The 13,474-nt window shown below is 61.3% G+C and carries 11 protein-coding genes; 5 read left to right on the top strand and 6 right to left on the bottom strand.

Annotation, left to right across the window (positions count from 1 at the left end):
- Positions 1–48: 48 nt before the first annotated feature.
- The gene (locus QNM96_RS04325; RefSeq protein ID WP_283834779.1) at positions 49–405 is read right to left on the bottom strand and encodes a hypothetical protein; all 357 of its coding nucleotides are present in this window, start codon (positions 403–405) and stop codon (positions 49–51) included.
- A 147-nt stretch (positions 406–552) separates the two neighbouring features.
- Here QNM96_RS04325 and QNM96_RS04330 point away from each other — a divergent pair, with 147 nt between their 5' ends.
- Complete coding sequence (locus QNM96_RS04330) at positions 553–1,620, top strand: glucose 1-dehydrogenase (protein ID WP_283834780.1); 1,068 nt, start codon at positions 553–555, stop codon at positions 1,618–1,620.
- Positions 1,621–1,739: 119 nt separating this feature from the next.
- Entirely contained in the window at positions 1,740–2,978 is a 1,239-nt protein-coding gene (locus QNM96_RS04335) for a mandelate racemase/muconate lactonizing enzyme family protein (RefSeq protein WP_283834781.1), read from the top strand.
- Between the two features lie 256 nt (positions 2,979–3,234).
- Here QNM96_RS04335 and QNM96_RS04340 read toward each other — a convergent pair whose 3' ends face one another.
- Genes QNM96_RS04340 through QNM96_RS04350 form a run of 3 tightly spaced genes read right to left on the bottom strand, consistent with a single transcriptional unit; the run spans position 3,235 to position 6,465 of the window.
- Positions 3,235–4,203: an ABC transporter permease subunit gene (locus tag QNM96_RS04340; protein ID WP_283834782.1), complete on the bottom strand. Its 969-nt coding sequence runs from the start codon at positions 4,201–4,203 to the stop codon at positions 3,235–3,237.
- Positions 4,203–5,234 carry a sugar ABC transporter permease gene (locus tag QNM96_RS04345; protein ID WP_283834783.1) on the bottom strand — a complete coding sequence of 344 codons (1,032 nt, stop codon included), beginning with the start codon at positions 5,232–5,234 and terminating at the stop codon, positions 4,203–4,205. Before QNM96_RS04345 ends, QNM96_RS04340 begins: the two co-directional genes overlap by 1 nt.
- A 22-nt stretch (positions 5,235–5,256) precedes the next feature.
- Positions 5,257–6,465: an extracellular solute-binding protein gene (locus QNM96_RS04350; protein ID WP_283834784.1), complete on the bottom strand. Its 1,209-nt coding sequence runs from the start codon at positions 6,463–6,465 to the stop codon at positions 5,257–5,259.
- 314 nt (positions 6,466–6,779) lie between these two features.
- Here QNM96_RS04350 and QNM96_RS04355 point away from each other — a divergent pair, with 314 nt between their 5' ends.
- Positions 6,780–7,916 carry an ABC transporter ATP-binding protein gene (locus tag QNM96_RS04355; protein ID WP_283834785.1) on the top strand — a complete coding sequence of 379 codons (1,137 nt, stop codon included), beginning with the start codon at positions 6,780–6,782 and terminating at the stop codon, positions 7,914–7,916.
- Positions 7,917–7,969: 53 nt separating this feature from the next.
- Here the strand turns inward: QNM96_RS04355 and QNM96_RS04360 are convergent, their stop codons facing one another.
- A complete protein-coding gene (locus tag QNM96_RS04360; protein WP_283834786.1) occupies positions 7,970–10,132 on the bottom strand; it encodes a glucan 1,4-alpha-glucosidase in 2,163 nt (720 codons plus the stop codon).
- 218 nt (positions 10,133–10,350) lie between these two features.
- Here QNM96_RS04360 and QNM96_RS04365 point away from each other — a divergent pair, with 218 nt between their 5' ends.
- Positions 10,351–11,412 carry a TrmB family transcriptional regulator sugar-binding domain-containing protein gene (locus QNM96_RS04365; protein ID WP_283834987.1) on the top strand — a complete coding sequence of 354 codons (1,062 nt, stop codon included), beginning with the start codon at positions 10,351–10,353 and terminating at the stop codon, positions 11,410–11,412.
- Between the two features lie 104 nt (positions 11,413–11,516).
- On the opposite strand, the gene QNM96_RS04370 is transcribed toward QNM96_RS04365, so the two are convergent.
- The gene (locus QNM96_RS04370; protein WP_283834787.1) at positions 11,517–12,248 is read right to left on the bottom strand and encodes a DUF547 domain-containing protein; all 732 of its coding nucleotides are present in this window, start codon (positions 12,246–12,248) and stop codon (positions 11,517–11,519) included.
- A 185-nt stretch (positions 12,249–12,433) separates the two neighbouring features.
- Here QNM96_RS04370 and QNM96_RS04375 point away from each other — a divergent pair, with 185 nt between their 5' ends.
- A complete protein-coding gene (locus QNM96_RS04375; protein WP_283834788.1) occupies positions 12,434–13,465 on the top strand; it encodes an AI-2E family transporter in 1,032 nt (343 codons plus the stop codon).
- The last annotated feature ends 9 nt before the right edge of the window (positions 13,466–13,474 follow it).

Below are 13,474 nucleotides of genomic sequence, written 5' to 3' on the forward strand. Positions count from 1 at the left end.
GGAAGTACCGCCATCCCCTCGGCGTGCTCGCCCAAGAGCATCGGTTCGTTACTCCTCGCTTACAGTTGCTGGCGACGGATATGAGACGGATTCGAAACCAGCGTTCTCGACGATCGTCTCGATTCTCCTCGCACCAACTTCTTCCGCCGCTCGTTCGGACTCCGCATCGACACTGACGAAAAGACGAAACGATATCGCGATCGTGTACGGGTCGAACGGTGCCGCGGGATGTTCGTACACCTCGGCATCGAGACCGTTCCAGTCGATCCCTCCGGTTGTCTCCAATTCGGCCAGCGACTCGAGCGCCCCGGCGATTTCGTCCGTCGCTTCGTCGCGGGCGGTCGTGTCGGTCCCTTCGTGGAGCGTTACGAGCGTCCGGACCTCGCGCGAGACGATATGGGTCATAGTAGTGCTATTCAGTCGGGAACATTGAACGCTTGGACTGGGCGATTCGACCGCGCCTTCGATCGTCGTCCGTCGCCCGGCAACACCTCGAGAGTATTTACTCGCGACCAGGTAAATTTATTGTTGAGCGTCGTCTGTGTTCGAGCAATGAAAGCGATCGCAGTCGAACCAGGCGCCGGCGATCCCACCGTCATCGAGAAGCCGATTCCCGAGCCGGCGGCCGGCGAGGCGCTCGTTAGAACGCTTCGCGTCGGCGTCGACGGCACCGACCACGAGGTCATCCGCGGCGCGCACGGTGAACTCCCCGACGGGAGCGACCGACTCGTGCTCGGACACGAGGCGGTCGGCGTCGTCGAGGACCCGAACGGAACCAATTTCGAAGAAGGCGACGTCGTCGTCCCGACGGTGCGTCGACCGCCCAACGGGACCAACGAGTTCTTCGAACGCGGCGAACCCGATATGGCTCCCGAGGGTGCCTACCTCGAGCGCGGCATCGTCGGCGAACACGGGTTCATGGCGGAGTACTTCACCAGCCCGGCCGAGACACTCGTCTCGATCCCCCGTGACCTCGAACCGCTTGGCTTTCTGGTCGAACCGATCAGCATCACCGAGAAGGCTCTCGAGCACGCCCAGGCGGCCCGCTCGACGGTCCACTGGGAGCCCGAATCCGCGATCGTCCTCGGAAACGGCTCGCTCGGGCTCGTCACCCTCGCGATGTTCGAGAAGGTCCTCGAGATCGATCGAACGTACTGTCTCGGAAAGCGCGATCGGCCGGATCCCTCGATCGAGTTGATCGAGGATCTCGGAGCGACGTACGTCGACTCTCGAGAAACGCCCGTTTCCGAGATTCCGGACGTTCACGAACCGATGGATCTCGTCTACGAGGCGACGGGCTACGCGAGACACCCTTTCGAAACGGTCGAAGCGCTCGCGCCAAACGGCGTCGGCGCGCTGGTTGGCGTCCCCGACGACTGGTCGTTCGAAATCGACGGTGGGAAACTCCACCGGGAACTCGTCCTCCACAACAAGGCACTCGTCGGGACGGTTAACTCCCACCGTGGACACTTCGAGGCCGCCGTCGATACCCTCTCGTCAGTTCCGGAGTGGGTCACCGACGACCTCGTAACCGGCGTCTACGACCTCGAGAACTTCGACCGGGCCTTCGAACAGGACGAGTCGGTGATCAAAACGGCGGTCGAGTTCGATACGCTCTAATCAGGCACAAGGACTATTTACCGGCTCGCTGGTACGAAAACACGGACCGAACGAGTCCGACTGCGAAATGTATTCACAGGATAGAAAAACATTACTATGATACGAGTAACTCATTAGTCATGGGAGTCGATTACTCACAGCTACACGATCCGAACGCCGAGTACACGATGCGGGAACTGTCCTCGGAGACAATGAACGTCACGCGCGAGCGCGGGGGCGGCCGGGACGTCGAAATCACGGACATCCAGACCACGATGGTCGACGGTAACTTCCCGTGGACGCTGGTCCGCATCTACACAGACGCCGGCATCGTCGGCACCGGCGAAGCCTACTGGGGCGCGGGCGCGCCCGAACTCATCGAGCGAATGAAGCCCTTCCTGCAGGGCGAGAACCCGCTCGATATCGACCGCCTGACCGAGCACCTCGTCCAGAAGATGTCGGGCGAGGGCTCGATCGGTGGCGTCACCGTCACCGCCATTTCGGGCATCGAAGTCGCGCTGCACGATCTGGCGGGCAAGATCCTCGAGATCCCGGCCTATCAGCTTCTGGGCGGAAAGTACCGCGACGAGGTTCGCGTTTACTGTGACTGTCACACCGAAGACGAAGCCGATCCGATCGCCTGCGCCGACGAAGCCGAACGCGTCGTTGAGGAGTTGGGCTACGATGCGCTCAAGTTCGACCTCGACGTTCCGTCCGGTCACGAAAAGGACCGCGCGAACCGCCACCTTCGCGGCCCCGAGATCGACCACAAGGTTTCGATCGTCGAAGCCATCACCGAACGCGTCGGCAGCCGCGCCGACGTGGCCTTCGACTGTCACTGGACCTTCTCCGCGGACAGCGCGAAGCGACTCGCAACCGCGCTCGAGGAGTACGATATCTGGTGGCTCGAAGACCCCGTCCCGCCGGAGAACCACGATGTCCAGCGGGAGGTCACCCAGTCGACGACGACGCCGATTACGGTCGGCGAGAACGTCTACCGCAAACACGGCCAGCGCCAGCTCATCGAGAACCAGTCCGTCGACATCATCGCGCCCGACATGCCGAAAGTCGGCGGCATGCGCGAGACCAGAAAGATCGCGGATCTTGCGGATATGTACTACATCCCGGTCGCGATGCACAACGTCGCCTCGCCCGTCGCCACGATGGCCTCGGCCCACGTCGGTGCGGCGATTCCGAACTCGCTCGCCGTCGAGTACCACAGCTACGAACTCGGCTGGTGGGAAGACTTGGTCGAAGAGGACGTCATCGAGGACGGCTCGATCGAGATCCCCGAGAAACCAGGTCTCGGCCTAACCCTCGACATGGACGTCGTCGAGGAACGGATGGTCGAGGGCGAAGAGCTCTTTGACGAGGCATAAGCCGCGTCACGCTCGCTGAGCGTTATTCAGCGTTTTCGACGCGGGCTGAGACTCGAGGCGCGTTTCCAAACGTGGCTACCGCGTTTGGCTTCGAACGCCAATTCCATAGCACCCAGAGAGTCTGTCCGCGACATCGGTTTTTTCGGTCGGTTGTACTATCCTGCAGTCCGTCGGACTCGAGAAGCCCCCATTTTAGGAGTGATATCACCGCTTCGGCGTCGGCAGCGGGAAAAGGGAAACCGACACAATACCGGGACTACCCTTCCATCCCGCCGAAGGAGAGCCCGCTTTCGACGTAGCTCTGTGCGAGGAAGTAGATGACAGCGACGGGCAGTGCGAACAGGATGGCAAAGGCCGAGAACTCGGTCCACGGCGTTTCGTAGCTCCCGCCCGCGATGAGCGAGTAGAGTTCGACCGAGAGCGTGTAGTTGTGGGACTGAAGCAGCGTCTGGGCGATGATGAACTCGTTCCAGCCCGCGAGGAACGTAAAGACCAGCACAACGGCGATACCGGGCTTCGATAGCGGGAGGATCACCTCGCGGATAACCTGTAACTGGCTCGCACCGTCGATGACGGCCGCTTCCTCGTAGGAGACGGGGATGTTGTCCATGAAGGTTTTGAGCAGCCACGTGTTGAACGGGATCGCCCCCGCGGCGTAGAACACGCCGAGCACGAGGAGATTGTTGTCCAGCCCGAAGTTGACGAACAGGGCGTAGAGCGCGATCAGCGTCGCGATCGATAGCCCCGCGCCGACCTGCGTGAACAGGACGTAACCGTAGAGGATTCCGCGCCGGCCGAGGAACTTCCGGCGCGAAAGCGCGTACGCGCCGGGGATGATCACCGACATCGAGACGGCGACGGTGATCGAGACGACGATGATGCTGTTTCCGAGCGCGTGTGCGAAGTTCGACTCGAAGAGCACCCACCGGTAGGCGTCGAGGTTGTACGTCGTCGGATCGGCGAAGATGCCGTCGGTGCTCATCAACCCGGCTCCCTGCGAGAGCGACGCGGCGAACACCCAGTAGACCGGGAACAACAGGATCAGCATCATCGCGAAGGCGCCCGCCGTCCCGAGCCCCGTCTTCGCGACGTCGGTGACGGATCGGCGGCCGGTTCGTACCTGTTCGACGGTCGTCCGCGCCGACTCGGCGACGCGTCGCGGCCAGGTTAGTTTGCGAACGGTCCATCGACCGACGGAACTGGTGTAGCGATTGAGAAGGCTCATTAGGAATCGATTCCCTCCGCGAGTTTTCCTTTCTTGACGGCGAGCCACATGAACATCCCAATGAACGCGATGGCGGTGACCATGATCGCCGAGGCGAACGCGTACTCGTTCAGGTCGATTGCTTCACGATAGCCGTAGAGGATGAGCAGTTCGTTCTGTCGCGACGGCCCGCCGCGGTTGAAGATGAACGGGATCAGGAACTGCTGGAACGAGGTCGCGGCGGTCAAGATGGACGCGAACAGCACCGGCCGCTTGATCGACGGCAGCGTGACGTGGAAGAATCGGTGAACGTAGCCCGCACCGTCGACTTTCGCCGCGTCGTGGAGATCCATCGGCACGTCCTGTAACGCGCTGACGATGATGATGACCATGAACGGGTACGCCAGCCACACTTCGGTCGTAATGTACGCGAAAAAGGCGCTCCAGCGGCCACTTAGCCAACTTATCGGAATATCGGCGAGCAGGATATCCGGCGCTGAAAGCGCCACGAAGAACAGGAGACTGTCAAGCGCCCCGACGAGTCCCGAAACGACAGAATTGTACGTTGCGACCAACTGATTCAGCGGGCCGTATCGGGCACCACTGAACATGCCGTCCCAGACGGTGATCACGAAGATTGCCGGAAATCCCATCGGGACGATCACCAGCGCCCGCATGTATCGTTTCCCGACGACTCGAGCGTGGGTCAGGACCATCGCGATCCCGATCCCGAGCACGACTTTGATGGCGAGACTGATGGCGAGAAACAGCCACGTGATCCCGAACGAGCGCCAGAACTGCGGATCGGTAAACAGCGAGACGTAGTTGTCGAAGCCGACGACCGAGGCCTCGCCGCCGATGACCGTTCCGGCGTGGGTTGCGTCGGTAAACGAGAGGTAGACGAGAAACGCGATCGGGAACAGCATGAACGAGAGAAACAACACGACGCCGGGAGCGACGAGCAAGAGTCCGGCGAGGCCGACGTTCTGAACGTCGAACGGCAGACGTCGCTGTCCGTGGTCGGAAGCGCGACGGATGAGTGACGAAGACATGAATACTCTCAGTTAGCGCGTGTTAGTCCCAGCGGTCGCGAATGTCTTCTGCGGCCGTTTCCATCGCTTCGTCGGCGCTTTCGTCGCCATGGAACACTCGTTCGAGTCCCTCCTCGAGCGGGTCCCAGATCTGGTCGGACTTCGGGTGGGTCGGAAGCGGCGTCCCCATCTCGACGGTTTCAGCGAAGGTTTCGACGTCTTCGCCGAGGTTGTCGTCGCCTTCCGCGTAGTCCTGATGAACGGGAATGAGTCCCTGCATTTCCGCGTTGTCGACGATCGCCTCCTCGTTGGTCGTGTACCACTCGGCCCACTCGACGGTCGTCTCGAGTTCCTCCTGGTCGGCCGCTGCCAGTTCGGAGGTAAAGTACCAGACCTGCACGCCGGTGTACGGGGTCGGCTCACCGCCCTCGACATCGGGGAGCGGAGCAACCTCGACATCGACGCCGGCGTCGCGGAATCCCTCGAGCTCCCACGGCCCGTTGATCGCGAACGGCGCGTTTCCGTCGTTGAAAACCGGCACCTGACTGTCGTAGTCGGGATCGCCGGGAACGTACGGCCAGATGGAGTCCTCGAGGAGTTCGATTCCCTCGATGAACTCGTCGTCTTCGATGCCGAGCTCTTCGGTCTCTTCGTCGAACAGATAGCCGCCGAAGGCCTGCAGCCACGCGCTCGGGAAGTACGGATCGACGGCGGGCATCGAGAGGCCGTACTGGTTGTTTTCGGGGTCGTGGTGATCTTCCATGATCTCGACCATCTCCGAGAGCGTCTCCGGTGGTTCGTCCACATACTCCGGGTTGTACATCAGCGAAACCGTCTCGATGGCGTAGGGAAGTCCGTAGATCGCACCCTCCCACTGGACCGCTTCGACCGCGTTTTCGGTATACGTTTCCTCGAGATCGATCTCGAGGTCGTCGCTCGCGTCGTAGACGAACTCCTGTTCGTGATACTGACCGATCCAGTCGTGGGCCCAGTTAAACGTCTCCGGGCCCTGCTCGGCCGGAAGTGCCGTTTCGAGTTCCTCTTCCATCTCCGCGGGCGCTTCGGCGTTGAGTTCGTCCTCTCGGCCATCGTTGAACTCCTCGAGGTAGTCCTCGAACGCGTTTTCTTGCGCTTCGGTGAAATCGTACCAGGCGGTCGTCCCCTGATCGCCCCCGGTTATTCGACTCAAGCAACCGGCGACACTCACCGTTGCAAGTCCGCCGATCCCCGTAAGTAGCTGTCTGCGTTCCATTGACATGGTGGAAACAGTGATGTATTATGACTTCATATATTTAGTAGTTAGGATCGAAGCCACGCTATCTGGGACGTAAACGAGAAATAGGCCGGTAGAGGCTTGCTATAGCCAATATAGAGTGTGTTGAAGAATTATGTAGAACACAGGTGGCTGACAGAGAATACGGAGTGTTTCGGCTCAAATACCAGATTGAGCGCCCACACCATCCGAACAGCGGACCTCGGGTTTTGAGATTTTGTGTTGTAATATTACCTCTCACATTCCGATTTTTGGGAAAGGGTTTTACGCCCCCTCGACGAACCAGTGGGCAAATGGCACGAGTCAGGGTCGAATCGCTCCGAAAGGAGTACGACGTTGGAACGGTCGTCGCCGTCGACGACCTGAACCTCGAGATCGAAGACGGCGAGTTCGTCACCGTCGTCGGACCGTCGGGATGTGGAAAAACGACAACGCTCCGGATGCTAGCGGGGCTCGAGGAACCGACATCGGGAACGATCTCGATCGGCGCGGAGGACGTAACGGACGTGCACGCGAAAAACCGCGACGTCGCGATGGTGTTCCAGAACTACGCGCTGTACCCGCACAAGACCGTCTTCGAAAACATGGCGTTCGGGCTCCGGATGAGCACCGACATGAACGAGGCCGAACGGGAACGACAGGTCGTCGAAACCGCCGAAATGATGGACATCGAAGGATTGCTGGAGGACAAACCCGACCAGCTCTCGGGCGGGCAGAAACAACGCGTCGCGCTCGGGCGGGCGATCGTCCGCGAACCGGACGTGTTTCTCTTCGACGAGCCGCTTTCGAACCTCGACGCCAAGCTTCGAACGACGATGCGCGCGGAGATTCAGCGCCTCCAGAACGAACTCGGGATCACGGCCGTCTACGTCACCCACGACCAGCACGAGGCGATGACGATGGGTGACCGCATCGTCATCCTCGAGGGCGGAGAGCTCCAACAGCTCGGAAAGCCGACTGACGTCTATGAAAATCCCGCCAACGAGTTCGTCGGCGGATTTATCGGCTCGCCATCGATGAACTTCGTCGACGTAGAGGGGGACACTCGGGGAGATACCGTCCACCTGACGGGACTCGAGGGCGAGTTCGACTTCGAACTCTCGAGGGCGTACGTGGATCAACACGTCGATTCCCTCAGTTCGAACCGGTACACGCTGGGAATCCGCCCGGAGAACGTCGTATTCACCGACGACGATCGAAACTCGATCACCGCACGCGTTTCGGTCGTCGAACCAGTCGGCTCGGACAACTTCCTGCACCTCGATATCGCGGGCGAGTTCATCGCTCGAGTCGATCCGGCTATCGAACCCCAGCCTGGTGAAGACGTGACGCTCACGTTCGACGAGGACGATATCCACCTCTTCGATTCCGAAACCGGCCGCGATCTCCTCGGCTCGTCCGAAGAGCCCCAGGCGATGGTAACGTCCTGAACCGAAAACAACCGCGCGATCGACTGCAAAACGAAATTCTCGCCGAATCTCCCTTACTCCCGCAGCGACGCCTTCGTTCCGACGGTCGACCCCTCGAGATCCTCGAGCGCGGTTCTCGTCGCGAGACCTAACGCGTGAGGCCACCCCAGCGGCGTCGCACAGTCGGGAGTTCCGTCGTCGAACACCTGTTCGGGGAGGTACCCACCGTCGAATCGGAGCGAACCGCCCGGTTCAACCGCTGCGAGGAGTTCTTCGGCTCGCTCGCCGAACTCCCCGGCCGCGTCGTGGCCGTTCGCCGCGAGAAGCTCCTCGAGTTCCACCCCGGCGTGGGCACCCCACGCCGTCGTCACAGTCCAGATCTTCGGCTCGTCCTGGTCCCGAATCCGCCACGGATCGTCCTCGAATCTCGCTATTCCCTCGACCGGTCCGTCGGGGTTCCGCCAAAGTCCCTCGATCGTCGTTTCAAAGTGAGAAACAAGCCGATCGAGTCGTTCGTTGTCGACACCCGCGCGACCAGATTCGCCGTCGACGTCGCCGTCGCCGTCCCGCTCGAGCCGGTCGTACTCGTTGTGCGCCGACGCGAGCGCAAACGTGCTACCGTCCAGCCGATCGTCGACGGTTTCATCGTCGAGTCGGAGGGCGTAGATTCCGCGTTCCGGGACCCACAAGTCCTCGAGAGCACCGTAAACCCCCCGAGCGCGTTCGGCGGCGGTCTCGCGAACGCTCTCCTCGAGCGGCGCGCGGGCGATAGCCGCGTAGGCCTCGAGAAACGTCGCCGCAGTGTGAGTGAACCGCCCCGTCATGTTCTCCCAGGCGTTCTGGACGCGGGTCGGCAGGCCGTCGTCCTCAAGCGAGGCATCGAGGCCATCCATTGCGGCGAGCAGCGAGTCGCGGACGCGCTCGTCCGATGGATCGACGATGCGGAGGTAGGTCGCGAGGTACGTCACGACACTCGCGGTCTGGTCGGCCTGATACTCCGCCGCCGGTTCCGAACCGTCCTCGAGCCGACCGTTCGCCCAACCGGGCGCGAGACGACCGCTGTGGGGCCATACCCGGTGTGGCCAGGTGCCGTCGGAGCGCTGGGTCTCGATGTAGAACTGTGCGCTTTCCTCGTGCCAGTCCTCGAGCCCGAGGCCGGCGCGACGGTCCGCGGCGAGCAGGAACCGCGAGATTTCGGCGTCGTCGCGGAACCACGTGTAGCCGTAGCCGCCGGAGTATCGATAGTACGGGTCGAATTCGGGGCCAGCGATTCGAGAGCCACTCGAGGCCCGCAACAGCTGAAGGGTCCGAAGGTCCTCGAACGCGCCCGCCACGTCTGCATTCGTGAGAGAGTCCCGTCCCAAACCGAGACGCCGTACCTGCGCTCGACCCGCCTCGAATAGCGACTCGCGAGTCGTGTAATCGGCCGCACCGGCACGGACGCACTCGAGGGCCTCGCATCGGGTCCGCTCGTCGGCGTCGGTGAGAAGCGTGGCGACCGTCGTCCGCGGGGTCGACCCCTCGAGCTCGATCTCCGCCATGGCGATCGGACTGAGACGGCCGTCCTCGTAGCGACCGTCGTCGGACGCGCGCGGGAGCGTCGTCGGCTCGGATTCGAGGAGTTCGTCGAACGTTTCCGGGACCTGTCCTGTCACCTCGAGCCCCGTCGACGCGGTGAGAACGTCCCGTTCGCTGTCGTGGTGGACCTCAACGGCGTCGTCGTGCCAGAGCTGACCGACCCGACCGGCTCGACCGTCGGGTGCGAAGCCGAGACAGGCCTGAAGCGTGATATCTACGGCGTTAACGTCGGTGTCGACTTCCGTCTTCGCCGTCCCTTCCGACGGCGCATCGCGTTTGCGGTCCGCCTCCTCGGATTCGGTCTCGAGGACGAAATGTGTGAGATGGAGTCGACCGAGCGTCAGATCGTACTGTGAAATCGCGTACTCGCCGACGTGGTGAGTGGTTTCGACGACGGCAGTTCCGTCGACGTAGCGCTGGGTTCCGCCATCGAACCAGTGGACGCTCTCGCCCACGTCGATACCGAACCGCGATCGGTCGATTCCGACCAGTCCCGAAAGTGGATACGAGTAGTCGCTAATAGCGCCCTCGGGCGACACGAAAACGAGTCGATCGTCGAGACCGGAAAACAGCCCCTCCGTCGACCGACGCTCGCCAGCGAAGCGGCGATCGCTTCCCCGAACGCGCTTGAAGTCGTTCAGGGCGGAATGTAGTGTCATTGTATCTCACCAGTACGTCCGCGAGGATTAAAGTTTGTTGTAATATTTATTCTCACTTTTCGCCCGCGCTTCGCCCGACGTTCTCGCCCGTTCGTTCCATCGATCGCAAAACCGCACCAACAGCAGATTGGATACCAACGGACCGGCCTCGCCATCGTCACCGAGCGACAGCGAATCTTTTTCAGGTGGCGACCCAATCTGTGACGTACTGCATATACATGGATCAAGACGGGCTCACCGACCTGCTCGAGCGATTCGGGCTCTCCGAGAAGGAGATCGACACGTACCTCGCGATTCTCGAACACGGAGAGTCGAAAGCGAGCACGATTTCGGACGCCGCCGACGTCTCCAAGCGATACGTCTACAGCATCAGCGAAGCGCTCGAGAAACGGGGGTTCGTCGAGGTCGACGATCACGCCGTGCCGACCGTTATCAAACCGGTTCCGCCCGAAGAAGTCGTTGATCGCTTAACTGAAAGCGTCGAAGCGATCGAGCCGGGGATCCGATCGCGTTACACCGCGACCGAGCGCACCGGCGAGCAGTTCGAGGTGATCAAGTCCCGCCAGACGGTTCTCAAACGGATCGAGACGTTGCTACGGAACGCAGAAACGGAGGTCACCCTTTCTCTGCCAACCGAGGTACTCCCCCAGATCAGATCGACGCTCGAGGAAACGGTCGATCGCGGCGTTCTCGTCTTGCTTTTGCTCAGTGCGACCGACGAGAACGACCCGGATATCGCGACGTTTACCGGGACGGCGAGTACGGTTCGAACCTGGGACGCGCTGGTCCCGACGATGATGACGACCGACCAGCGCCACGGGCTACTCGCACCCAGCCAGTTGCTGACGAGTACGACCAGCGAGACGAAAGCGATCGCGCTTAGCCAGGAGCAGTTGGTTCCCGTCTTCGTCGGCTCGTTTCTGGCGAACTACTGGCCGACCGCCGACGAACGATACGTCACAACACCGGCGACGCTCCCCGAAACCTACGACGGGTTTCGAAACGCGGTGTTTCAGGTCGCGCTCCACGAGGCCGCCAACACTTCGCTCGAGGCCACGGTCACGGGTTCACCTGTCGGCGAACGGGACCTCCCCTCGACGCTTTCGGGTCCCGTACTCTCCGTCCAGCAGAGTCTCGTCCGGCCCGTCACCTCGACGTTCCCCGTCGAGAACTCCTTCGAGATCGACGTCGACGGGGAGCGGTACAAAATCGGCGGGAGAGGCGCGTTCCTCGAGGATTTCGAAGCTGAGTCGGTCGCACTCGAATACCTCGAGGAGTGATCCAGTCGGGGGAATCAACCCCCGATGACGTAGTTCCGTTTGCCATCTGCACTCTCCGTGCTGTTTTCAGTCACTCTCGCTTTCGATCTCGGGTCCGTTTGATATTACTCTCGGTCTCGAGCCCGTTCGATATCGATCGACCAGTCCTCACCGTACATGCTCTCGTACTCGAGCCGCGGTACTGCGGTCTCCGGAAGGGCGTCGTACTCCCGCAGGAACTCGAGGACGCCGCTTCCGCCGCCGAAATCGCCGCGGTACCAGAGGAACAGAAACGGGACGGTGGCGGTGTTCGATCCCGCGTCGTAGACGACCGTCTCCTCGAGATACCACTCGGTCGTTAGGTCGAGTTCCTCGTCGATATCCGCCGACGAGAACACTGTTGACGGCGGACCGGTCTCCCCGATTCGACCCAGCGCAAAGTGGATCCGCGGATCGACCGATTCGAGGCGGAACTCGCGTTCGAACGACGAGGGAAATGGACGTGGAAGATACCCCAACCCCCACGGGTGTTTCGATCCCCGAAGCATCCCGTGTTCGATGTCCGCGAGGCTCAGCCAGACGCCAGCTATCGGGATGCGATCACGGGCATAGAACTTCCAGCGCTCGAGGGAACTTCCGTCGATGATCGATGGAGAGCTCTCACACAGCAGATGGAGGTACGCGTTGTAACAGTTAAGCCAGAACGCGAGTCGCTGCTCTCGGCCACGGAGCGACCGGAGAAGGTGCGATCGCTCGAGAGTTGCGAGATGGCGTTTCAACCAGTCTACATCATCAGCCGTCCTTACTGCGTACAACAGGTCGGCCGACAAGGAGAGGGGGTCGAGCTGGGTCGGCATTCGGATACCTCTAAGCGCACCAGATTCTTGAAAGACTGTGGCGGGTGCGGACGACTGTCGCGCCTACGAACAGGTTATGGCGGTATTAGCTGGTGGTTTCCTAACCGAAGGACCGGTATACGATACATTCATCAATTCGATCTGGTTCCTGCCGGTTTTATCTGAGCATCCGTTGACGGACCACTGTGAACCGTCGCAAGGGATATATCCTCGCCCTGTTGCTCGCCTTCGGCTATCTATCGTTCTTGCTGATTCTTCCGTTCGCACAGTACGTCCTGACCGCCGTGTTGATCGCGTATGTCCTCACTCCCCTCCAGCGTCGCCTCGAAGAACGGACGTCCGGATCCATCGCCGCGTTCTCGCTGGTCATCCTCGCGGTCGTGGCGTTTATCCTTCCGTTCATCGTCGTCGTAATCGTTATCGCGGATGACGCCGCGAGGATGGCACAGGATCTCAACCCGGAAGATCTTCAGCTAACCGAACTCGAGGAGTTGATCGAGACCGAGCTCGGCCTCGAAGTCGATATCGCCTCCTCGGCCGCCGACCTCGGCCAGCAACTGGGAACGACGGTGCTCGAGCAGTCGACGGCGTGGCTCAGCACGATTACGCACGCTTTGGTCGGGATCGGGCTCGCGCTGTTTCTCATTTACTACCTGCTCAAGGACGGCGACACGCTCTACGGCTGGGTCCGTGAGATGACCCCGCTTCCGGAGGACGTACAGACCGAACTGTACACGGAGCTCGACGAAGTCATGCGGGCCGTCCTCCTCGGGCACGTCCTGATAGCCATGGTGCAGGGGCTCATCGCGGGGCTCGGCTTTTTCGTGACCGGTATCCCGAACGCCGCGTTCTGGACGGCGCTGATGATCGTTCTGGCACTTATTCCGCTCGTCGGGACGTTCCTGGTCTGGGGACCCGCAGTCGGATACCTGGTGTTAACCGGAGAGCCGGTGTTCGCCGTCGGATTATTCGTCTACAGTGCGATCATTGTCGGCGTCTCGGACGACTATCTTCGCCCCATCGTGGTCGACCGCTACGCGGACATCAACCCCGCCGTGATCATCGTCGGGGTCCTTGGGGGCGTCTACGCGTTCGGGTTCATGGGACTCTTCTTCGGCCCCGTCGTGTTGGGGGCGTTTATCGCGACGGTTCAGGTGGTCGACGAAAACTACGAGCGACTCGAGGAGACGGGCGGACGGTCGGGCGAGCCCGAGTGAGAAGGGGTA

The sequence above is a fragment of the Halostagnicola sp. A-GB9-2 genome, from assembly GCF_030068615.1.
Lineage (GTDB): Archaea > Halobacteriota > Halobacteria > Halobacteriales > Natrialbaceae > Halostagnicola.

Coding starts and splice junctions, on each gene's coding strand:
- QNM96_RS04365 (WP_283834987.1), top strand. CDS start 10,351: ATGGATCAAGACGGGCTCACCGACCTGCTCGAGCGATTCGGGCTCTCC.
- QNM96_RS04350 (WP_283834784.1), bottom strand. CDS start 6,465: ATGGAACGCAGACAGCTACTTACGGGGATCGGCGGACTTGCAACGGTG.
- QNM96_RS04355 (WP_283834785.1), top strand. CDS start 6,780: ATGGCACGAGTCAGGGTCGAATCGCTCCGAAAGGAGTACGACGTTGGA.
- QNM96_RS04345 (WP_283834783.1), bottom strand. CDS start 5,234: ATGTCTTCGTCACTCATCCGTCGCGCTTCCGACCACGGACAGCGACGT.
- QNM96_RS04370 (WP_283834787.1), bottom strand. CDS start 12,248: ATGCCGACCCAGCTCGACCCCCTCTCCTTGTCGGCCGACCTGTTGTAC.
- QNM96_RS04340 (WP_283834782.1), bottom strand. CDS start 4,203: ATGAGCCTTCTCAATCGCTACACCAGTTCCGTCGGTCGATGGACCGTT.
- QNM96_RS04325 (WP_283834779.1), bottom strand. CDS start 405: ATGACCCATATCGTCTCGCGCGAGGTCCGGACGCTCGTAACGCTCCAC.
- QNM96_RS04335 (WP_283834781.1), top strand. CDS start 1,740: ATGGGAGTCGATTACTCACAGCTACACGATCCGAACGCCGAGTACACG.
- QNM96_RS04360 (WP_283834786.1), bottom strand. CDS start 10,132: ATGACACTACATTCCGCCCTGAACGACTTCAAGCGCGTTCGGGGAAGC.
- QNM96_RS04330 (WP_283834780.1), top strand. CDS start 553: ATGAAAGCGATCGCAGTCGAACCAGGCGCCGGCGATCCCACCGTCATC.